The 20,055-nt window shown below is 59.5% G+C and carries 20 protein-coding genes; 14 read left to right on the top strand and 6 right to left on the bottom strand.

From position 1 onward, the window contains the following. The first annotated feature begins 41 nt into the window (after positions 1-41). The 4 genes from E3U32_RS09265 to E3U32_RS09250 all read left to right on the top strand — a co-directional run bounded on the left by E3U32_RS09265 (position 42) and on the right by E3U32_RS09250 (position 2,329). Positions 42-911, top strand: a complete 870-nt coding sequence (locus tag E3U32_RS09265; protein WP_134348545.1) for a helix-turn-helix transcriptional regulator — start codon at positions 42-44, stop codon at positions 909-911. A 139-nt stretch (positions 912-1,050) separates the two neighbouring features. Continuing rightward, entirely contained in the window at positions 1,051-1,380 is a 330-nt protein-coding gene (locus E3U32_RS09260) for a type II toxin-antitoxin system RelE/ParE family toxin (RefSeq protein ID WP_134348544.1), read from the top strand. Continuing rightward, on the top strand, positions 1,361-1,648 hold the full coding sequence (locus E3U32_RS09255) for a helix-turn-helix domain-containing protein (RefSeq protein ID WP_134348543.1): 288 nt from the start codon (positions 1,361-1,363) through the stop codon (positions 1,646-1,648). Before E3U32_RS09260 ends, E3U32_RS09255 begins: the two co-directional genes overlap by 20 nt. Positions 1,649-1,726: 78 nt before the next feature. Then, complete coding sequence (locus E3U32_RS09250) at positions 1,727-2,329, top strand: hypothetical protein (RefSeq protein WP_134348542.1); 603 nt, start codon at positions 1,727-1,729, stop codon at positions 2,327-2,329. A gap of 27 nt (positions 2,330-2,356) precedes the next feature. On the opposite strand, the gene nfsB is transcribed toward E3U32_RS09250, so the two are convergent. The 3 genes from nfsB to E3U32_RS09235 form a co-directional block, all read right to left on the bottom strand. Then, entirely contained in the window at positions 2,357-3,010 is a 654-nt protein-coding gene (gene nfsB / locus E3U32_RS09245; RefSeq protein WP_134348541.1) for an oxygen-insensitive NAD(P)H nitroreductase, read from the bottom strand. 120 nt (positions 3,011-3,130) lie between these two features. After that, positions 3,131-3,499, bottom strand: a complete 369-nt coding sequence (locus tag E3U32_RS09240) for an MmcQ/YjbR family DNA-binding protein (protein WP_134348540.1) — start codon at positions 3,497-3,499, stop codon at positions 3,131-3,133. Continuing rightward, positions 3,489-4,079 (bottom strand): TetR/AcrR family transcriptional regulator, encoded by a 591-nt coding sequence (locus E3U32_RS09235; RefSeq protein ID WP_134348539.1) that lies wholly within the window; start codon positions 4,077-4,079, stop codon positions 3,489-3,491. The genes E3U32_RS09240 and E3U32_RS09235 overlap by 11 nt, the downstream gene beginning before the upstream one ends. A gap of 190 nt (positions 4,080-4,269) precedes the next feature. On the opposite strand from E3U32_RS09235, the gene E3U32_RS09230 reads away from it, so the two are divergent. Both E3U32_RS09230 and E3U32_RS09225 read left to right on the top strand, forming a co-directional pair. Continuing rightward, positions 4,270-5,373 (top strand): MBL fold metallo-hydrolase, encoded by a 1,104-nt coding sequence (locus E3U32_RS09230; protein ID WP_134348538.1) that lies wholly within the window; start codon positions 4,270-4,272, stop codon positions 5,371-5,373. Between the two features lie 32 nt (positions 5,374-5,405). Then, positions 5,406-5,747: a RamA family antibiotic efflux transcriptional regulator gene (locus tag E3U32_RS09225; RefSeq protein WP_047347388.1), complete on the top strand. Its 342-nt coding sequence runs from the start codon at positions 5,406-5,408 to the stop codon at positions 5,745-5,747. A gap of 53 nt (positions 5,748-5,800) precedes the next feature. Here the strand turns inward: E3U32_RS09225 and E3U32_RS09220 are convergent, their stop codons facing one another. Beyond that, complete coding sequence (locus E3U32_RS09220; protein ID WP_013097677.1) at positions 5,801-6,049, bottom strand: DUF1158 domain-containing protein; 249 nt, start codon at positions 6,047-6,049, stop codon at positions 5,801-5,803. 487 nt (positions 6,050-6,536) lie between these two features. On the opposite strand from E3U32_RS09220, the gene E3U32_RS09215 reads away from it, so the two are divergent. The 3 genes from E3U32_RS09215 (at position 6,537) to E3U32_RS09205 (ending at position 13,580) form a co-directional block, all read left to right on the top strand. Then, positions 6,537-9,245, top strand: a complete 2,709-nt coding sequence (locus E3U32_RS09215; protein ID WP_134348537.1) for a cation-transporting P-type ATPase — start codon at positions 6,537-6,539, stop codon at positions 9,243-9,245. Positions 9,246-9,350: 105 nt separating this feature from the next. Further along, positions 9,351-10,415 carry an efflux RND transporter periplasmic adaptor subunit gene (locus E3U32_RS09210; protein ID WP_134348536.1) on the top strand — a complete coding sequence of 355 codons (1,065 nt, stop codon included), beginning with the start codon at positions 9,351-9,353 and terminating at the stop codon, positions 10,413-10,415. Between the two features lie 9 nt (positions 10,416-10,424). Next, entirely contained in the window at positions 10,425-13,580 is a 3,156-nt protein-coding gene (locus tag E3U32_RS09205; RefSeq protein ID WP_134348535.1) for an efflux RND transporter permease subunit, read from the top strand. On the opposite strand, the gene E3U32_RS09200 is transcribed toward E3U32_RS09205, so the two are convergent. Beyond that, a complete protein-coding gene (locus E3U32_RS09200; protein WP_134348534.1) occupies positions 13,510-14,631 on the bottom strand; it encodes a YbdK family carboxylate-amine ligase in 1,122 nt (373 codons plus the stop codon). The genes E3U32_RS09205 and E3U32_RS09200 overlap by 71 nt on opposite strands. 105 nt (positions 14,632-14,736) lie before the next feature. Here E3U32_RS09200 and E3U32_RS09195 point away from each other — a divergent pair, with 105 nt between their 5' ends. Further along, the gene (locus E3U32_RS09195) at positions 14,737-15,627 is read left to right on the top strand and encodes an oxidoreductase (protein WP_134348533.1); all 891 of its coding nucleotides are present in this window, start codon (positions 14,737-14,739) and stop codon (positions 15,625-15,627) included. On the opposite strand, the gene E3U32_RS09190 is transcribed toward E3U32_RS09195, so the two are convergent. Further along, positions 15,624-16,418 carry an AraC family transcriptional regulator gene (locus E3U32_RS09190; protein WP_134348532.1) on the bottom strand — a complete coding sequence of 265 codons (795 nt, stop codon included), beginning with the start codon at positions 16,416-16,418 and terminating at the stop codon, positions 15,624-15,626. The two genes, E3U32_RS09195 and E3U32_RS09190, sit on opposite strands and share 4 nt — an antisense overlap. Before the next feature lie 76 nt (positions 16,419-16,494). Between E3U32_RS09190 and E3U32_RS09185 the strand changes: the two genes are divergently transcribed. From E3U32_RS09185 to E3U32_RS09170, 4 genes are all read left to right on the top strand, one after another. After that, positions 16,495-18,465 carry an FUSC family protein gene (locus E3U32_RS09185; protein WP_134348531.1) on the top strand — a complete coding sequence of 657 codons (1,971 nt, stop codon included), beginning with the start codon at positions 16,495-16,497 and terminating at the stop codon, positions 18,463-18,465. Then, positions 18,455-18,670: a DUF1656 domain-containing protein gene (locus E3U32_RS09180; RefSeq protein WP_134348530.1), complete on the top strand. Its 216-nt coding sequence runs from the start codon at positions 18,455-18,457 to the stop codon at positions 18,668-18,670. Before E3U32_RS09185 ends, E3U32_RS09180 begins: the two co-directional genes overlap by 11 nt. Then, entirely contained in the window at positions 18,667-19,530 is an 864-nt protein-coding gene (locus tag E3U32_RS09175) for an efflux RND transporter periplasmic adaptor subunit (protein ID WP_134348529.1), read from the top strand. Before E3U32_RS09180 ends, E3U32_RS09175 begins: the two co-directional genes overlap by 4 nt. Before the next feature lie 72 nt (positions 19,531-19,602). Next, positions 19,603-20,040, top strand: coding sequence for a DcrB-related protein (locus tag E3U32_RS09170; protein ID WP_134348528.1), 438 nt, complete (start codon positions 19,603-19,605; stop codon positions 20,038-20,040). The last annotated feature ends 15 nt before the right edge of the window (positions 20,041-20,055 follow it).

Below are 20,055 nucleotides of genomic sequence, written 5' to 3'. Positions count from 1 at the left end.
CTTGCCTATACTGGTACTGGCACTACCATGCAGGGGGATTTATGGCGCTGATGTCAGAACCTGTCGTCTCACTTAAGGACGACACCCGAAAACAGCTGGGTGCATTTTTACGCGCACGGCGTGAAAGCCTCGACCCCCAGCGCCTCGGTTTACCGCGCAGCGGCCGCCGCCGCACGCCGGGCCTGCGCCGGGAAGAGGTGGCGATGCTCGCGGATGTGGGCGTGACCTGGTACACCTGGCTTGAGCAGGGCAGGGACGTCAATCCGTCCAGCGTGGTGATGGCCGCTGTCGCAAAAGCGCTGCAGTGTACCCCAACCGAAGCCCGACACCTGTTTGTGCTGGCGGGGTTACCGCCGGGTGAAGCGCCGCAGGCGGTGTGCTGCGAGGGCATTAGCGAAGGCACGCGCCGCCTGCTGGATACGCTGATACCGAAACCTGCCAGCATTCAGAAACCAAACTTCGATATCGTGGCGTGGAACGACAGCTTTGGGCACCTGATGGGCGTGGATTTCAATGAAATTCCACCAGAAGACCGCAACTGTATTTACCTGTTCCTCACGCATCCGGCGTGGCGCGCGCGTCTCGGCAGACGTGACGATGTGCTGCCGATATTTGTCTCCTATTTCCGGGCGGCGATGGCCGAGCACCGGGGCGACCCGCTGTGGGAGGCCAAGCTGGCGCGCTTCTTTGCAGTGTCGGAAGAGTTTAAGACCCTGTGGCACCAGCGCAACGACGTGCGCGGCGTGGAGAACCAGCTCAAGCTGTTTACCCATCCTGAGCTGGGGGAATTTACGCTGCAGCAGATGTACTGGTACTCCGCGCCGCGAAACGGGTCGCGGCTGCTGGTGTATTTACCGGTGGATGAAGCGGGGGAGCGGGCGATGGAATGGCTGGCGGAGCAGGGTAAATAAGTTTTTTGCGAGACGCTTTCAGGGAATCAACGCGGATCCGGTTCTGCCTGTTTAAAGCGCGTAAGGTGAGACACGAGAGGCTAAATTAGCCTTTAATACAAATTGCCTTATATGCTAATATCATCAGGGATGAAAAACCGTGTTCAGACTTATTGTTCATGAGGCGGTCAGGGAAGAGATTCTCTCACTGCCTGCTGGGGTACAGGCGAAGCTGATTCGCCAGATTGATAAATTACGCTCTAACCCGACAGTACTGAGAGAACCTGACAGCAAACCCTTACCCTATGGTTTGTTTGAAATCAGAACCGTCGGGCTGATCCACACCCGTGGGATCTACGTATATCAGCGGGAAAAGACAATTTTTCTGCTGCGGGTATTTATCAAGAAAACGCAAAAAACGCCCTCTGCTGAACTCCGTCTGGCATTGAAACGACAACAGGAGATGTTGGATGAGCAAAAAGATTATTGACTGGGATGAACTCAGAGCGGAGCTGTTAAGCGATTTAGACGTTCAGGCTTCTTTTGATGCCGAAGAACGCAAAGAGCGCTTGCGCGAAATGTTGGCGCAATGGCGAAACCAGGCTGGCCTGACGCGTGCTCAGGTTGCAGAAAGAATGGGCGTCAGCGCACCAACGGTTTCCAGAATGGAAGCGAATATTACCCGGGCGAGCCTTGATACGTTAACGCGCTATGCGCTGGTGTGTGGGGTGAAGCATCCGCAGATTACACTCTATTGATAATAATTCAACTTACTGAATTCACGCGATTTCTATTGAGAGTTAAGTTGACTATACTTATGCGATGAGAAACAACTAATGTCGCCACTGATGATTGATTCCGCAGATTTCAGCCAAAAATTAGGCCTTATCTCCCGAAACGTCGAACATACCGAAGCGTTTCTTGCGCGAGGCACGGTAGATTTTCATCTGCCCGGATTTATGCTGCCTGTGGGATATCGCCTGTTAAAATCGCGCTACGGCGATGAATATCGTCTCGTAACCACCGACGACGGAAAACCTTATACGGCGTATGCGGTTAAGTTGACTTTTCATAAAGAAATTACGTTCCCCCACGGGGCTGCGACACAGGTGATGGTATGGCGTACGCCACGCGCGGTTCATCAGCGTGTCATCGGTGGTTTACCACAATCCTTCTTTCAATGGGTGCTAAGCGAATACGACATTGTTGTGTCTGACAGCGAACAAACCGGCGATGGGCAGCGGTTTTGGTTGCGCATGATCGACTGGGCGTTCAGCATGAATTATCGGATAAGCGTGGCTGACGGTACGGTAGGTGAAGAGTGGCACTTAACACCGGTGAGTTCATACGCCGAACTGGAAGAGCGCTGGATTGCGTTTGCCTGGGGATACGATCGTGATGTGCATCCACATCGCAGGTTAGTCATCAGTAAAGCGTAACGGGCCGCACAGAGCGGCCCGTTTTGTTTAGCACTCGGTCACAATCGTGCTCAGCGGCAGGCGAGACTTCGGCAGCGTGGCGTTGAAATCTTCCACGCTGTGATGCCCAACTGGCACCACCACCAGGCTGGTAAAGCCTTTCTCTTTCAGGCCAAACTCTTCGTCGAGGATCGCGGCGTTGAAACCTTCAATCGGTACCGCGTCCAGACCCATTGCGCCAACGCCCAGCAGGAAGTTGCCGACGTTCAGGTAAACCTGCTTCGCCATCCACTGGTCGTCATCTTTCAGATCCACACGGTGCAAGTCGGCAAAGTAGGTACGGCCCTTGTGGTTTGCGGCTTTGGCTTCCGGCGTGTTGAAACGACCATCTGCTTCTTCCTGGTCCACGACGCGTTCCAGCCAGGCGTCATCCAACGCGGTTTTCGCGCAGAACACCACCACGTGAGAAGCATCCAGCATTTTGCGTTCGTTGAACACGAAGGTGCCCGCGGCGGATTTCGCCACACGCGCTTTACCTTCCTCGGTGCTGGCGACAATAAAGTGCCACGGCTGTGAGTTGGTGCTGGACGGGCTGTACTGCAGAAGGGTTTTGATTTTTTCCGCTTCTTCAGCGGTCAGTTTTTTGGCTGGGTCGAACGCCTTGGTGGAGTGGCGTTTCAGGGCGACAGAAATGATATCCATAACAACTCCTGGTGATGAAATTCGCCCGCGTGCGGGCGCGAAAGGGGAGCAGATTACAGCGGGACGCGGAAAAAGATAAGTGCAATTCGAGCGTTTACTCTGTTCGTCTCAGACGAACAATCAGACCGGCCTGATCCACTTCTGGTCTTTTTTGGGCAGTTTATCCACCACCAGATTCCAGGAATCATTGATGAGGTCAGTCACCAGTTCCGGCGTTACATCGTCAGTGCCGTAAAGGGAAATCCAGTGCTTTTTACTCAGATGGTAACCCGGCTCTATCCCGCGATAGATCTGCTGATTGAGCAGGGATTTCTCCGGGTCTGACTTCAGGCTGACGTGCGGCCGTCCGTGCGCGAGCGCCATAATCATGAAAATTTTTCCGCCCACTTTGAAGACATCAAACTCCGGCCCAAACGGCCAGCAGTGTTCGGTGAACGGCAGCTCCAGCGCCACGCGTTTTGCGTGCTCCTGCAATGTCTTATTGTCCATCGCTCTCTTCCTGGGCAAGCCCGCGCCACATCACCTCAAAACCGAGCGCTTTAAAATCAACGGCGCGGGAAGGGTCGCGAGTGGCAAATTCCATCGTAGATTCGGCCAGCGATAAGAAAAGCGCATCGCCGAACGTTTTAAATTCATCTGACATAAACACCTGACGCACCGAGCGGCGGCAGAGTTCATGCAGCTCGGGGAACATCTCTTTCACGGCGTGTTCGGTCTCGGCGTTGATCTTCTCGCTGACGCCAAGCTGGCGAATAGCGGCGTGCGAGAGAGGGTTTTTGATCCCCCAGTCAACATAGCTGTTCCAGATGTTTCTCGTATGCTCTTTCGGCGTGGTGAGGCTGCGATCCAGGTTGGACAGCATTGCCTGGCAGAGATCCTGCTTCAGGTGCAGGTAGAGGGCATTCAGCAGATCGTCTTTCGTAGCAAAGTAGCGAAACAGAGTCCCTTCGGCGACGCCCGCGTTACGGGCGATTAACGCCGTTGAGGCGGCAATACCTGACTGTGCAAATGCCACCGTTGCGGCTTCCAGTAAGGCCTGTTTTTTATCTTCACTCTTCGGACGTGCCACTAAATTTTTCCTCCTGTCAATTATAAAAACCCCGATTGAAACACGTGCTTTGACACGCTGCAACGCGGAATGTCAAAGATCGAAAACGTCTTGACGACTTTATCATCATATCTATAATGAGTGCTTACTCACTCATAATCAAGTTTACCCCGCGCAAACTATCGGATGGAGCGCGTTTTCGGGTCAGGATATGAAAAAACCTCTCTTCATCTGCGTGGTGTTAATCATGATTATTGCTTCAGCTGCGAGTTTGCCGTTTGTTCTGAATGCCGGATTTGGCCAGCCGCCGCAGGGTGAGCAGCTCACTGAAGTGGAGGCCTCACCGCAGTATCGCGAGGGAAAATTCCACAATACGCTACCGACGCCGGGCTATAACGGTGACAAAAATATGCTGGTTGCGACGTGGGATTTTCTCACCAAAAAAACCGAAAACGCCCGCCCGGCCCAGCCGCTGCCGCTGGTGAAAACCGATCTTGCAAGCCTGCAGCTGGAGCAGGACACCCTGGTGTGGCTCGGCCACTCCTCGTGGTACCTGCAGCTCGCGGGCAAACGCATCCTGATTGACCCGGTTCTTGGCAACTATGCCGCGCCGTTCTCGTTCCTTAATAAAGCCTTTGCCGGCGAGTACCCGTGGCGCGCTGAAAGCATGCCGGAAATCGACCTGCTGATTATCTCTCACGATCACTACGATCATCTGGATTACGCCACCATCAGGGCGCTACTGCCGAAGGTGAAGCGCGTGGTGACGCCGCTGGGCGTCGGATCCCACCTGCGCTACTGGGGAATGAAGCCTGAGATTATCGACGAGCGCGACTGGAACCAGTCGGTGCGCATCAGCGATGAACTGACGGTGCATGTTCTGCCGGCGCGTCACTTCTCGGGGCGCGGTATCAAACGCGATCGAACCTTGTGGGGCAGCTTTATGTTCATCACGCCAGAGCAGAAGGTTTACTACAGCGGTGATTCCGGGTACGGCCCGCACTTTAAGGCCATCGGCGAGCAGTTTGGCGAGGTTGACCTGGCCATCATGGAAAATGGGCAGTACGACCAGGACTGGAAGTACATCCACATGCTGCCGGAGGAAACGGCGCTGGCCTCGGCGGATCTGAACGCGAAAGCCGTGGTGCCCGGGCATAACGGACGCTTCGTGCTGGCGAAACACGCCTGGAACGACCCGCTGATCCAGCTGGCCAACGCCAGCAAGGGTAAAAATTATCGGCTGCTGACGCCGGAGCTGGGCGAGCCCGTCCGGGTGAGTGACGCCACTCAAACATTTCGTGCGTGGTGGGAATAATGTTTAAGCGAGAAGCAGAGGGGGAGAGCTGTATGACCATTTCCGCTCAAGTCATCGACACTATCGTCGAATGGATCGACGACAACCTGCACCAGCCATTACGGATTGAAGAGATTGCCCGCCACGCGGGTTACTCAAAATGGCACCTGCAGCGGTTGTTTATGCAATACAAAGGGGAAAGTCTGGGGCGTTATATCCGTGAACGCAAGCTGCTGCTGGCGGCGCGAGACCTGCGTGAGTCGGACGAGCGCGTGTATGAGATCTGCCTGCGCTACGGGTTTGACTCACAGCAGACGTTTACCCGCATCTTCACCCGCACGTTCAACCAGCCGCCTGGGGCGTACCGCAAAGAGAACCACAGTCGGACGCATTGAACGCAAACGCAAGCCGGGTCAGGCGTAGCCGCCACCCGGCTTTTTTTATTGGCTTACGACGCCAGTGAAAACCAGCGACGCCAGACGAAACGCAGCACAAAGAATTCGATGGCACCCAGCAGTAAAAACCACACGCAAAACAGAATAGTATAGAGCTGGTTAAGGTCGACCATATGAAAGGTCTGAACCAGCTTCTGGGCCAGCACCAGCCCAAGCGAGGGTGCAGGAAGCAGCAGGCACGAAAGCAGCGCCAGCAATAAAATGCCGCCTGCTGTGAGCAGCGATTCTAACGGGTGTTTCATCGTAATGTTAATCGTCAGTTAAAAATGTCATTGTCCGGCATCCCGGAACGTAAAGCAATATCAACCCGGCGTACGTTTTTTGAATAAACGAACGCGCTATTCTGCGAATAAACAACAGAAAAATAATAATTCGACAAAAGCGATAAGATTATTATCGCGTAATGTAAATAAACGTCTGCATCAGGAAAATAATTTTACAAACGTATAGGTGCTATATCCAATTAACGTGGCAATAACAATGGCCGCGATAACGTATAACACCAGTCGACGTCCGCGATAAATACCCATCATGGTTTCCCCTCGTTTAGTGTTGGTTTAGACATATTTTGTAAAAATCAGCTCATCGAAATAGTTTTAAACAGTTTTGAATAACCGAGAAGTCATTATATTGCGGTAGATCAATTTTACCCGCAAGACTTTAAAATGAATTTATTTAAGTCCGAAAGGAATTCAGACTTCTGTTCACCGGATATTGAAGGAAAATAAGATGACCGAAAAAAAGATTTCTCCAAACATGCCGCCTTCCGGCGGGTTGGCATACCAGCAGACCGTAGAGCAGGTGCTTGCTCACACGCAGAGCCAGGCCAGCGGCCTGGACCGTGCAGAAGCACAGGCGCGTCTGCAAAAAGTGGGGCCGAACGCGCTGCCGGAGAAAAAAGGTAAACCCGCCTGGCTGCGTTTTTTAGCCCATTTTAATGATGTTCTGATTTATGTCCTGCTGGCCGCCGCCGTATTAACGGCAATAATGGGCCACTGGGTTGATACGCTGGTTATTTTGGGCGTGGCGGTGATTAATGCCTTAATTGGCCACATTCAGGAAAGTAACGCGGAAAAATCCCTGAAGAGCATTCGCAATATGCTCTCCAGCGATGCGCGCGTTATTCGCAACGGCAGTCACGAAACTATCCCCACAACTGAAATAGTCCCGGGCGATATTATTGTATTACGCGCAGGGGATCGTATTCCGGCAGATATGCGTTTAATCGAGGCGCATAATTTACGCGTGGAAGAGGCTATTCTGACCGGTGAATCCACCGTCGTGGATAAACACACCGGCCCGCTGAGCGGAGAGTTGCCGCTGGGTGACCGCACGAACCTGGTCTTCTCCGGAACCACCGTGAGCGCGGGCGGAGGCGTCGGCGTGGTGATTGCCACCGGGCAGGAGACCGAGCTTGGCCACATTAACCAGATGATGGCGGGAATTGAAAAGCACCGCACGCCGCTGCTGGTGCAGATGGACAAGCTGGGCAAAGCGATCTTCGCCATTATCCTCGTCATGATGGCTGCGCTGTTTATCTTCAGCCTGGTGTTCCGCGAGATCCCGATGGGCGAGCTGCTGCTCTCCCTGATTAGCCTGGCAGTGGCGTCCGTACCGGAAGGGCTGCCGGCCATTATCTCCATCATCCTCTCCCTGGGCGTGCAGGCGATGGCTCGCAAGCGGGCTATCATCCGCAAGCTGCCGACGGTTGAAACCCTTGGCGCGATGACCGTGGTCTGCTCGGATAAAACCGGCACCTTGACCATGAACGAAATGACGGTCAAAGCCATCATCACCGCCGACACCTGCTACCGCGTGGACGGCAACAGCTACGAGCCGGCGGGTAACATTTACCTGGAGGGCAGCGACGAGCCGGTGCAGATCCAGCCGGGCACCGTGCTGGAGCAGTACCTGCGCACCATCGACCTGTGTAACGACAGCCAGCTGATTCAGGACGAGCGCGGTCTGTGGGGTATCACCGGTGGGCCAACCGAGGGGGCACTGAAGGTGCTGGCAGCGAAGGCCAACCTTGAGCCGGTCATGACCACGCTGGTTAACAAGATCCCGTTCGACTCGCAGTACAAGTACATGAGCACCCACTATCAGATTGACGGTGAGGAGCAGATACTCATCACCGGCGCGCCGGACGTCCTTTTCGCCCTGTGCGCGCAGCAGCAGACCCGCCACGGCGCGGAAGCTTTCAACCGTGCGTACTGGGAAACCGAGATGGAGCGCTATGCGCGTCAGGGGCTGCGCATGGTCGCGGCGGCGTTCAAGCCGGCCAACGGCGAGCAGACATTAACGCACGATGACCTGAGCCACGGCCTGATCTTCCTCGGTATCGCCGGGATGATGGATCCGCCGCGTCCGGAGGCGATTGACGCGATTAACGCCTGCCAGCAGGCGGGGATCCGCGTGAAGATGATCACCGGCGATCACCCACAGACGGCAATGAGCATCGGCCAGATGCTGGGGATCGTCAACAGCGAGCAGGCGGTGACCGGCTACCAGCTGGAGAAGATGGACGACGCCGAGCTGGCGGAGGCGGCGGTGAAATATGACATCTTCGCCCGTACCAGCCCGGAGCATAAGCTGCGCCTGGTGAAAGCGCTGCAGGACAAAGGCGAAATCGTCGGCATGACCGGCGACGGCGTGAACGATGCGCCAGCGCTGCGTCAGGCGGACGTGGGCATCGCGATGGGTATCAAAGGTACGGAAGTGACCAAAGAGGCGGCGGACATGGTCCTGACGGACGATAACTTCGCCACCATCGCCAGCGCGGTAAAAGAGGGGCGTCGCGTTTACGACAACCTGAAGAAGACCATCCTGTTCATCATGCCGACCAACCTCGCGCAGGGCCTGCTGATTGTGATTGCGCTGCTGGCGGGGAACATCATTCCGCTGACGCCGGTGCTGATTTTGTGGATGAACATGGCGACCTCCGCCACGCTCTCCTTCGGCCTGGCCTTTGAAGCCGCCGAGCGCAACATCATGCGCCGTCCGCCGCGCCAGACCGGGCAGCACGTGATGGACGCCTACGCCGTCTGGCGCGTGGCCTTCGTCGGCACCATGATTGCCATCGCCGCCTTTGCGCTGGAAGCCTGGCTGGCCCCGCGCGGCCACAGCGCGGAGTTCATCCGCACCGTGCTGCTGCAGATGCTGGTCTGCGCCCAGTGGGTGTACATGATTAACTGCCGCAACACCGAAGGGTTCTCCCTGAACCGCGGCCTGCTGGCGAACAAAGGGATCTGGCTGGTCACGGGCGTGCTGTTCCTGCTGCAGGCGGCCATTATCTACCTGCCGTTTATGCAGATGCTGTTCGGTACCGAAGCGCTGCCGCTGCGCTACTGGTTTGTGACCCTGGCGGTGGCAGGCGTGATGTTCTTCGTCGTCGAAATCGAGAAGCGACTGACCCGCAGGTTCCGCAAGGCTGCATAACTTTTTGCCTTCACCCTAACCCTCTCCCGCAGGGAGAGGGAACTCAGACCTCCCTCTCCCTGCGGGAGAGGGGCGGGATGAGGGGAACACATCTGAGGTACTCCCATGAAACTCCCACTCCTTTTCGCACTCCTCGCCAGCACCCTGCAACCCGCCTTTGCCGCCGCGATCCCCGTTCGCGTTGCCGCCGTGGAGCAGACCGCCCACGCCGCCGAGCGCCAGATCCCGGGCCGCATCGAAGCCATTCACACCGTTGAGCTGCGCGCGCGTACGGAAGGTGTGATAACCAAAATCCACTTCCGCGACGGGCAGTACGTGAAAAAAGGCGACCTGCTGTTTGAGCTCGACGACGCCGAGCCGCGCGCGGCCCTGCGTCTGGCGCAGGCCGAAGTCAACAGCGCCGAAGCCACGCTGCGTCAGGCGCAGCAGCAGCTTTCGCGCTTTGAAAGCCTGGGCAACAGCAACGCCATCAGCCGTCACGACGTGGACAACGCGCGCATGCAGCGGGACGTCGCCCGCGCCGCGCTGGAGCAGGCGGAAGCCCGGCTTGAGGCCCGACAGGTCACCCTGACGTACACGCGCATTACCTCCCCGATTGACGGACGCGTGGGGCACAGCCAGTTCCACGCGGGCAGCCTGGTTAATCCTGCAAGCGGCGTGCTGGTGGAGGTGGTGCAGCTCGATCCGATACGCATCGCCTTTGCGCTGGAAGAGGGCGCGTTTGCCGCTAAAGCCGGCCAGCATGCGGATATCAGCGCCATGAAGCGTGCCTGGCAGGCGCTGATCGACAGCAACGGCCAGCGCATCCCCGGTGAACTGATCTCGGTGGACAACCGCATCGACCCGCGCACTGCCAGCGTGATGCTGCGCGCCGAGTTTGCCAACCCGCGCCATCAGCTCCTGCCCGGCGGCAACGTAAATGTGTATTTGCGACCGATGAGCGAGAAGGCGGTACTAACCCTTCCTGCCGCGGCGGTCCAGCAGAACGGCGACGGGTTCTTTGCATGGATGATTAACGCCGACGGCAAAGCCGAAATGCGCCCGCTGACGGTCACCGGACAGATTGGCCAGCAGTTCCAGATTGCATCCGGCGTTAAGCCCGGTGAGCGAGCGATTACTGACGGCGCGCAGCGCGTGCAGCCAGGCGCTGCCGTCCAGATACTGAATTAAGGAGCCATCATGCTGACGTTTTTCATCAAACGCCCGCGCTTCGCGATGGTCATTGCGCTGGTCATCACCCTGCTGGGGGCCATCGCGCTGAAGATTATTCCGGTGGAGCAGTACCCGCAGATTACGCCGCCGGTCGTGAATGTGTCAGCGTCATGGCCGGGCGCGAGCTCGGCTGACGTGGCGGAAGCCATCGCCACGCCGCTGGAGACCCAGCTGAATGGCGTGGACCACATGCTCTACATGGAGTCCACCAGCTCGGACGAAGGCAGCTACAGCCTCAACATCACCTTTGCGGCAGGCACCGATCCGGACCTTGCCGCCATCGACGTGCAAAACCGCGTGTCGCAGGCCGTGGCGCAGCTTCCCGCCGAGGCGCAGCAAAACGGCGTGCAGGTACGCAAGCGCGCCACCAACCTGATGATGGGGGTAAGTCTTTACTCACCGAACAATACCCACACGCCGCTGTTTGTCAGCAACTACGCCAGCACCCAGGTGCGCGAGGCGCTGTCTCGCCTGCCGGGCGTCGGGCAGGTGCAGATGTTCGGCGCGCGCGACTACAGCATGCGCATCTGGCTGCGTCCGGACCGTATGAACGCTCTGAACGTGACGACCGACGACGTGGCGCAGGCGCTGCGCGAGCAGAACGTGCAGGGTGCGGCGGGCCAGGTCGGCACGCCGCCAGTGTTTAACGGCCAGCAGCAAACCCTGACCATCAACGGGCTGGGGCGCTTAAGCCAGGCTGAAGACTTTGCCGACATCATCATCCGCGCGGGTGAGATGGGCCAGCTGGTGCGCCTGAAGGACGTCGCCACCATCGAGCTTGGCTCGCGCAGCTACAGCTCTGGCGCGCAGCTGAACGGGCATGATTCCGCCTACCTCGGCATCTATCCGACCCCGTCCGCCAACGCTCTGCGCGTGGCCGACGCGGTGCGCGCGGAGCTGGAACGACTCTCGACGCGCTTCCCGGACGACCTGGTCTATGAGGTAAAATTCGACACCACCTCCTTTGTTGCCGCCACGATTAAAGAGATTGGCGTCTCCCTGGCGCTGACCATGCTGGCGGTAGTGGTGGTCGTTTCCCTGTTCCTGCAAAGCTGGCGCGCAACGCTAATTGTCGTGCTCGCCATTCCGGTGTCGCTGGTGGGCACCTTTGCGGTGCTCTACACGCTCGGTTACTCCGCCAACACCCTCAGCCTGTTCGCCATTATTCTGGCGCTGACCATGGTGGTGGATGACGCCATCGTGGTGGTGGAGAGCGTCGAAACGCTGATGGCGGAAGGGCAGAGCCGCACGGCGGCGACCGCGCTGGCGCTGCGCCAGATTGCCGGGCCGGTGATTGCGACGACGCTGGTGCTGCTGGCGGTGTTTGTGCCGGTGGCGCTGCTGCCGGGGATTGTCGGCGAGCTTTATCGCCAGTTTGCGGTGACGCTCTCCACCGCCGTAACGCTTTCAAGCCTGGTGGCACTGACCCTGACGCCCGCGCTGTGCGCGATGCTGCTGCGTCCGCGCCCGGAGAAACCTGCGGCACTCTATCGCGCCTTTAATCGCGGGCTGGACGCTACGCGCGGCTTCTACACCCGCATCGTGAACGTTTTAAACCTGCGCCCGTGGCTGGCGCTGCTGGCTACCACAGGCGCGGCGGCCGTGGTGGCGTTCAGCTTTATGTCGATGCCAAAAGGTTTCCTGCCGCAGGAGGATCAGGGCTACTTCTTCGCCAGCGTGCAGCTGCCGGAAGCGGCCTCGCTGGAGCGGACCGAAGCGGTGATGACCACCGCGCGCGAGCTGATCGCCAAAAACCCGGCGGTGGAGGACGTGATTCAGGTCTCCGGGTTTAACATTCTCAACGGCACCAGCGCCTCCAACGGCGGGTTTATCTCCATCATGCTGAAGGACTGGAGCGAACGGCCGCCGCTGGATGAGGTGATGGGCACCCTGCAGCGCCAGCTGCTGGCCCTGCCGGAAGCGACCATCATGACCTTCGCGCCGCCGACGCTGCCGGGTCTGGGCAACGCCTCCGGCTTCGATCTGCGCATTCAGGCGCAGGCGGGGCAGAGCCCGGCGGAGCTGGAGCGCGTCACGCGCGAGGTGCTGGCGAAGGCCAACCAGCACCCGCAGCTGAGCCGCGTGTTCACCACCTGGAGCAGCAACGTGCCGCAGCTGACGCTGACCGTTGACCGCGAGCGCGCCGCGCATCTCGACGTGCCGGTATCGCGTATATTCAGCAGCCTGCAAACCGCCTTTGGCGGCACGCGCGCCGGGGATTTCAGCGTCAACAACCGCGTCTATCACGTGGTGATGCAAAACGAGATGCAGTGGCGCGAGCGCGCCGGGCAAATCAGCGAGCTGTTTGTCCGCAGCAATAACGGCGAGCTCGTGCGCCTGAGCAACCTCGTCACCATCACCCCGACCGTCGGCGCGCCGTTCCTGCAGCAGTACAACCAGTTCCCGTCAGTATCGGTGAGCGGTTCGGCGGCGGAAGGGGTGAGCAGCAGTACCGCGATGGCGGCGATGGGGCAACTTCTTGAGGATAACCTGCCCGCCGGATACGACTACGCCTGGAGCGGCATGTCTTATCAGGAGCAGCAGACCGGCAACCAGGCGATGTGGATCGTGCTGGCGGCGGTGGTGATGGCGTGGCTGTTCCTCGTTGCCCAGTACGAGAGCTGGACGCTCCCGGCGAGCGTGATGCTCTCGGTGCTGTTCGCCATCGGCGGGGCGCTGGTCTGGCTGTGGATGGCGGGTTACGCCAACGACGTGTACGTGCAGATAGGTCTGGTGCTATTGATAGCCCTCGCCGCCAAAAACGCGATCCTTATCGTGGAGTTTGCCCGCGCGCGGCGCATGGAGGGGATGGCGATTGTCGATGCGGCGCGGGAAGGGGCATCGCGCCGCTTCCGCGCGGTAATGATGACCGCCGTGTCGTTCATTATCGGCGTTCTGCCAATGATGCTGGCGACCGGAGCCGGTGCCCAGAGCCGCCGTATCATCGGGACCACGGTGTTCAGCGGCATGCTGGTGGCCACCGTGGTGGGGATTATCTTCATCCCCGCGCTGTTTGTGTTGTTCCAGCGCCTGCGCGAGTGGGGCCACGGCCTTACGGACTCGTCGCCCACAGCTCGCAGTGCTTCTGAACCAGAGAAATCAGCGAGCCGCCGTCGGCGATAAACTCCCGCATGCGCTGCGCCTCGCTCTTGCCCTGCTTTAACAGCAGGGCAATTTCATTGATTGCGCTTGTCGCGCCGAGCTTCCCGGCCGACGGTGCAACCTGCTCCAGCAGCCAGGCGATATCCTCCGCCACGGTCTTGTGCTCGCCGGTATGCACGTCCGTCAGGATCCCCTCCAGCCCGTAGCGGCAGGCCTGGAAACGGTTAAAGCGGTAGAGCAGAAAATCCTTTTCCTGATGCTTATACGGCCGCGTGGTCAGCAGCCAGTGGGATGTCGCCTGGATCAGCCCGGCGATGTTTATAGCGTGGCCGAGCGTCAGCGGCGTATCCATCACCCGCACCTCCACGGTGCCAAAGTGCGGGCTGGGGCGGATGTCCCAGTGCAGATCTTTAATGCTGTCGATCATGCTGGTCGCGCTCAGGCGGCGGAACAGCCCTTCGAACTCCTGCCAGCTGTTGACCCACGGCATCTGGCCGTTATCCGGGAACCCTGAAAAAATATTAAGCCGCGACGAGGAGAACTTCGTGTCCGTGCCCTGCATATACGGCGACGCTGCCGCCAGGGCGATAAAGTGCGGCACAAAGCGCGACAGGCCGTGCAGCAGGTAGATGGCGTCGTCGCCGGTTCGACAGCCGACGTGCACGTGCTGGCCGAACACCGTCGCCTGCAAAATCAGATAGCCAAAGCGCTCCAGCGTAATGTTATAGCGCTCGTCGTCGCACACCTCCTGCCGCTGCCACTTCTGGAACGGATGCGTCCCGCCGCCGCAAATCTGGATATGCTGCTCCGCCGACGCGCGCAGGATGCTCTGCTGCATCATGGAGAACTGCGCTGCCGCCTGGTCGATGTTCTGGCACACGCCGGTGGCGATTTCGAGCATGCTTTCGGTAATGTCGTGCTTCACTTCGCCGCCTTTGATGTCGTCTTTGACGGCGGCGATAAGCGCGGAGGAGTCCTGGCTGAGATCGTACCCCGGCGGGTTAACCACCTGCAGTTCGAGTTCGATGCCGAGGGTAAAAGGTTCAGAGGATTTGAAATCAGGTAAAGGCATGGCGCACTCCGTTGTCTGTTGTGTGTTGAGTATAGACAACGACGTGGCGCTCACTTTTCAGGGTGGTATAACTGTTAGCAGGCTTAGCGAAAAGGGGAGTTAACCATGTCTGACAATCCAGTGATTGCGCTGATTGGGCCTGGCGCAATTGGAACCACTATTGCCGCGGTGCTGCACGACGCGGGCCGCACGCCGCAGTTGTGCGGACGTACTGCGCATCCTGAACTGCGTTTGCGCCACGATGAGGGCGAAATAGTCGTGCCGGGTCCGGTATTAACCGATCCGAGCGTCATCACTCGCCCCGCCGATCTGGTTTTTGTGGCGGTAAAAACGACGCAAAATGCCGACAGCGCCGGGTGGCTGCGCGCGCTGTGTGATGAAAACACGGTGGTCTGCGCCCTGCAAAACGGCGTGGAGCAGAAAGCCCAGCTTGAGCCGTGGGTCAACGGCGCGACGGTGCTGCCGTCGGTGGTCTGGTTCCCGGCGCAGCGCGAGCCGGATTCCTCCGTGTGGCTGCGCGCCAAACCGCGTCTGACGCTGCCGGACGTGCCGCAGGCAGAAAGGGTGGTTGAGGCGCTTCGCGGTACGCGCTGCGCGGTTGAGCTCTCGGCAGACTTCTCAACGGTGGCCTGGCGCAAGCTGCTGCAAAACGCGGTGGCCGGGCTGATGGTACTGGCCAACCGACGCGCAGGGATGTTCAGGCGCGAGGATATCAGCGAGCTTGCGCTGGCCTATCTGCGCGAGGGGCTTGCCGTCGCCCGCGCCGAAGGGGCGACGCTGGACGATGCTGTGGCCCAGGAGATTCTGGCGAACTTCCAGCGTGCGCCAGCAGATTTAGGCACCTCGATCCTTGCCGACCGTCAGGCCGATCGCCCGATGGAGTGGGATATCCGCAATGGCGTGATCCAGCGCTACGGCCGCAAACACGGTATTGCGGTACCCATCAGCGACGTGGTGGTCCCGCTGCTGGCGGCGGGGAGTGAGGGGCCGGGCTAACGGCCGCTGTTTTTCCGTTCGGCAAAGTAATGCGCGGGCGTGCTGCCCATCGCTTTTCTGAACATGGTGATAAACGCATTCACGGATTCGTACCCGAGCGTTGTCGCCACGTTCTGGACCGGCACGCCGCTTGCCAGCTCCCGCAGGGCAATAATCAAATGCAGCTGCTGGCGCCATCGCCCGAAGCTCAGCCCGGTTTCGCGCTGCATCAGGCGGGCAAACGAGCGCTCGCTGAGGGCCAGCCGTTTCGCCCACGCCTTCAGGGTGCTTCTGTCCTCAGGATGGCTGACCAGCGCGTCGGCCATGGCGCGAATTTTCGGATCGGCCGAGACCGGCAGGCTCAGCTTCTGCTGGGGCATGCTGGCGAGCTCGTCCAGCGTCACCCGGGTCAGCCTGGCGACATGTCCGTCGGGCGGATAATTAACGTCCTCGTGCGTAAGACGATCCACTAATTCCTTAATCAACGGCGAGATTGCCAGCGTGCAACACTTCTCCGGCAGCGCCGCCGCGCCGGGCTCAATAAACAGATAGTTCAGGTGCGCGTTCCATGTCGCTTTCGCGCTGTGCGGGATCCCGCCCGGGATCCAGACGGCGCAGTCCGGCGGCACGATCCAGATGTCATTCTCCGCATAACAGCTGACCGCGCCGTAGCGAGCAATAATCAGCTGCCCCTTGCGGTGGGTGTGTACCGGCACTTCCGCGGCGTAATCCACGAAGTCCAGATGACGCGCCACGGCAGGAGAGGCTGTGGCGTCAGGGTCATACAGCGTATTAGCGAGTTGAGGCTTCACGATTCTGGCAACATTTAGGTATTTTTTGACAGAATAGAGTATTTAAGCGGGTCCGCAAGCCGGTAATAATTCCGGCATGAATAAAATCTTCTCTCATCCCGCGCTGCGAAACGACGCGGGGGCGCTGATCTACGCCGCAAAGAGTTTTGCCGCGGCGATGCTCGCGTATTACATCGCGCTGTCGATCGGCCTCGAACGTCCCTCGTGGGCCATTATTACGGTTTACATCGTGTCGCAGACGTCGGTGGGGGCATCGCTCAGCCGAAGCCTCTATCGTCTGGCCGGTACGGTTGTCGGGGCCAGCGCGACCGTTCTGATTGTGCCCACCTTCGCGAATACGCCGATCCTGTGCAGCTTGGTGCTGACGGGCTGGATCGCGTTCTGCCTGTGGCTCTCCCTGCTGGAGCGCACGCCGCGAGCGTACGCTTTTGTGCTGGCGGGCTATACCGCGAGCCTGATTGGTTTTCCGGCGGTGTCCGATCCCGGCGGCATCTTCAACGTCGCCATTGTTCGCGTGCAGGAGATCGCGATTGGGATTTTCTGCGCGGCGCTGATTCACCGCTACGTGCTGCCCGCGCGGGTATCAGGTCAGTTCAACGCAAAGCTGTCCCAGACGCTACGGGCCGCCCGCGGGCGGGTGGCGGATACCTTAGCGGGCAAACCCGATGCGGCTTCCGGCCCGCTGCATCTGGCCCTGGCGCTGCAGTTCCTGCAGGGCATCAGCCACCATATTCCCTATGATTTTGCCCTGTCCGCCCCGGTACGGCAGGCCAGAAACGCCATCCACGACCGGCTGGCGCGGCTCGTTATCATCAACTGTGAATTACACGATCGCCTGCCGGCGAGCGGAACCCTGCCCGCCGACGTGCAGACGCTGCTGGGCGACGTTCAGGCATGGCTTGCCGGTGAAGACGCCAGCCGCAGCGGCACGGCGGAGGCGTTGCGGCACCGCAGCGCGCATCTTATCGCGCGGTATGCTGCGCAGGCGCAGACGTTTGAAGACGCGCTGCAGGTCAGTTTTATCCGCTATCTCTCGGAGGCCGTCACTCTTCTGCAACAGTGCGAGCGCCTTTCCGGGGCCATCCACCATGCGAAGCCTGTCTTCGGGGAGATACAAACCCGTGCGGCAAAAGGCTACGTGTTCCACCGGGATCCCCTTACCGCAGCCCGCACGGCGCTGGGGGCTTTCGCCATTATCCTGAGCGGCTGCCTGGTCTGGATCTTCTCAGCATGGCCGGACGGCGGAACGGCGGTTTCAATACTCGGCGTCTGCTGCACGCTGTTTGGCAGCTTCGACACCCCGGCGCCGCACATCGTGAAGTACATCATTGGCTCGTTCTGGGGCGTGGTGATTAGCCTGTTCTACAGCTTTGCGCTGCTGCCGCAGGTGAGCGATTTCCCGGTGCTGGTGGCGGTGCTTGCCCCGGCGTATCTGCTGGCCGGGTCGCTTCAGGCGCGCCCGCCCACCACGTTTATGGCGATGGGGATCACCCTGACGCTGCCCATTCTGTGCGAGCTGGGCGCGCGCTACAGCGGAGACTTCGCCATCGCCGCCAACACCGCCATTGCGCTCTTTGCCGCCACCGGCTTTGCCGTCGTCACTATGAGCCTGCTGCAAACCGTGCAGGCGGATGCCGCCATCGCGCGTCTGCTGAGCCTGTGCCAGCGCGACATTCGCCGCAGCGTGAAAGGTACGCTGCGGGTTGATGAAACGCACTGGATCAACCTGATGATGGACCGCACCGCCCTGTTGCTGCCGCGCCTGCAGCGCAGTGAACATGCGCCAGAGCTGGCGCTCGATCGGCTGCTGCACTCGCTGCGTCTGGGGCTTTCGGTTATGCATTTACGCCGCGGTGATATACCGCCTGGCGGCGAAATGGACGGGCTTTTTCATCAGATCAATACCGCAGACCGCAGCCCCTTACGCGAACGCATCGCCGACATCATCGAACACCACCTGCCTGCGGCAGATGAACGCTCGCGCGAGTTTGTCGGCAGGCTGGTGGATCTGCACTGTGCATTAGAGGGGCCAGAACGTGGTGAATGATTTCAATATTGGGGGGGTATTTATCCCCGGACTGCTGACGGTCGCCCTCGCGGCGCTGGTCTGCACGCTGGGCCTCGTGGCGCTTTTCTCTCTCAGCAGGGTTTACCGGCGCTTGCCGTATCGCCCGCTGCTGGATGTTTCAACCTGGATTGTCACCTTTTTCCTGCTGATGCAGGGCCTGACCGCGTTGGGGTTATTGTCATGAAATCACTACTCTCTTTACTGGCTCGCTATGCGCTGACGCTCGGTTCAGCCGCCGCCGCAGCGCTACTGGCGTTTATAATGTGGAAACACTATGCCCAAACGCCGTGGACCCGCGACGGCCGCGTGCGGGCGGACGTGGTGCAGATTGCGCCGGACGTCTCCGGGCCGGTCATCAGCGTGGCCGTGCGGGATAATCAGTGGGTGAACCGGGGCGATGTGCTCTACACCATCGATCCGCGCTGGCTCAGGCTGGCGGTGGCCAGCGCGCAGGCTGACGTGGAGTCAAAACGCCATGAGATGCTGATGCGCCAGGATGCGGCCCACCGACGCACGCTGATTAAAAACGCCATCTCCAGCGAAGATCTGCAGCAAACCGGCAGCGCGGCGAACGTCGCGGCGGCCAACTATCACGGTGCGCTGGCCGCGCTGGATCTGGCAGAGCTTAATCTGGCGCACGCCACCGTTCGCTCGCCGGTCTCGGGGTACGTCACGCATCTGCGGCTTCGCCCCGGAGACTATGCGACAGCGGGGGAGACAAAGGTCGCCATCGTTGATGCCCAAAGCTTCTGGGTGGTGGGGTACTTTGAGGAGACCAAGTTGCACCATATTCGCGTTGGGGATCGCGCGCGGGTCTCGCTGATGGGCTTCGAGCCTGAGATTGCCGGGCATGTGGAGAGCATCGGGCACGGGATCGGGGACAGCAACGATGAGACGGGCGGGCTGGGTCTGCCCGACGTCGAGCCCACCTTCAGCTGGGTGCGGCTGGCGCAGCGCGTGCCGGTGCGCATTCATATCGACACGTTACCTAAGGGGGTTGAACTGGTGGCGGGCCTGTCGGCGAGCGTGGCGGTGGGGCATTAATCTGGGGATAGTCAGCCTTAAACACATATGCGAAACTTACCGCTTCTGAAAATATGTGGTGGGACCCGCTCAATGTCAGAATCATCTTCGCAGTGCCTGTTCAATGAAGGACTGATCAACTTTCCTGAGGGATATCAGGATCGTACCGTCAACGTTTTCGCGCCGCCCGCTGCGGATGCGCCAGCGTTCAACATCTCCCGCGATGCCCTCAACCCCGGCGAAGCGCTTGCCGCGTATATCGATCGCCAGCTCGCCCTGATGGAAAAACACATCAAGGGCTGGAAGCAGGGTGAGCGCAGCGCCGCTACGCTGGGCGACAGCCTTTTACAGGGTGAAACCGTCCATGCCAGCTACCTGCGCGACGGGAAACGCATCTGGCAGCAGCAGGCCGTGTTTAACGTCGACGGCAATAAAATTCTGGTATTCACCATGACCTGCACCCGCGCGCTGGGCGATGCCGACGGCGCGCTGTTTGGCGAACTTCTCAGGAGCTTCCGCTTCCACCATTAACTTCAGGGACCGTTG

The organism is Lelliottia nimipressuralis (assembly GCF_004402045.1).
Taxonomy (GTDB): Bacteria; Pseudomonadota; Gammaproteobacteria; order Enterobacterales; family Enterobacteriaceae; genus Enterobacter; species Enterobacter chinensis.
Note: the sequence above shows the minus strand (reverse complement) of the source record. Positions and strands in the feature narration are given on the sequence as shown.

Bases quoted from the DNA above. Each gene is read 5' to 3' on its own strand.
- E3U32_RS09265 (WP_134348545.1), top strand. From the start codon at position 42: ATGGCGCTGATGTCAGAACCTGTCGTCTCACTTAAGGACGACACCCGA.
- E3U32_RS09255 (WP_134348543.1), top strand. From the start codon at position 1,361: ATGAGCAAAAAGATTATTGACTGGGATGAACTCAGAGCGGAGCTGTTA.
- E3U32_RS09250 (WP_134348542.1), top strand. From the start codon at position 1,727: ATGTCGCCACTGATGATTGATTCCGCAGATTTCAGCCAAAAATTAGGC.
- nfsB (WP_134348541.1), bottom strand. From the start codon at position 3,010: ATGGATATCATTTCTGTCGCCCTGAAACGCCACTCCACCAAGGCGTTC.
- E3U32_RS09240 (WP_134348540.1), bottom strand. From the start codon at position 3,499: ATGGACAATAAGACATTGCAGGAGCACGCAAAACGCGTGGCGCTGGAG.
- E3U32_RS09230 (WP_134348538.1), top strand. From the start codon at position 4,270: ATGAAAAAACCTCTCTTCATCTGCGTGGTGTTAATCATGATTATTGCT.
- E3U32_RS09225 (WP_047347388.1), top strand. From the start codon at position 5,406: ATGACCATTTCCGCTCAAGTCATCGACACTATCGTCGAATGGATCGAC.
- E3U32_RS09220 (WP_013097677.1), bottom strand. From the start codon at position 6,049: ATGAAACACCCGTTAGAATCGCTGCTCACAGCAGGCGGCATTTTATTG.
- E3U32_RS09215 (WP_134348537.1), top strand. From the start codon at position 6,537: ATGACCGAAAAAAAGATTTCTCCAAACATGCCGCCTTCCGGCGGGTTG.
- E3U32_RS09210 (WP_134348536.1), top strand. From the start codon at position 9,351: ATGAAACTCCCACTCCTTTTCGCACTCCTCGCCAGCACCCTGCAACCC.
- E3U32_RS09205 (WP_134348535.1), top strand. From the start codon at position 10,425: ATGCTGACGTTTTTCATCAAACGCCCGCGCTTCGCGATGGTCATTGCG.
- E3U32_RS09200 (WP_134348534.1), bottom strand. From the start codon at position 14,631: ATGCCTTTACCTGATTTCAAATCCTCTGAACCTTTTACCCTCGGCATC.
- E3U32_RS09195 (WP_134348533.1), top strand. From the start codon at position 14,737: ATGTCTGACAATCCAGTGATTGCGCTGATTGGGCCTGGCGCAATTGGA.
- E3U32_RS09185 (WP_134348531.1), top strand. From the start codon at position 16,495: ATGAATAAAATCTTCTCTCATCCCGCGCTGCGAAACGACGCGGGGGCG.
- E3U32_RS09175 (WP_134348529.1), top strand. From the start codon at position 18,667: ATGAAATCACTACTCTCTTTACTGGCTCGCTATGCGCTGACGCTCGGT.
- E3U32_RS09170 (WP_134348528.1), top strand. From the start codon at position 19,603: ATGTCAGAATCATCTTCGCAGTGCCTGTTCAATGAAGGACTGATCAAC.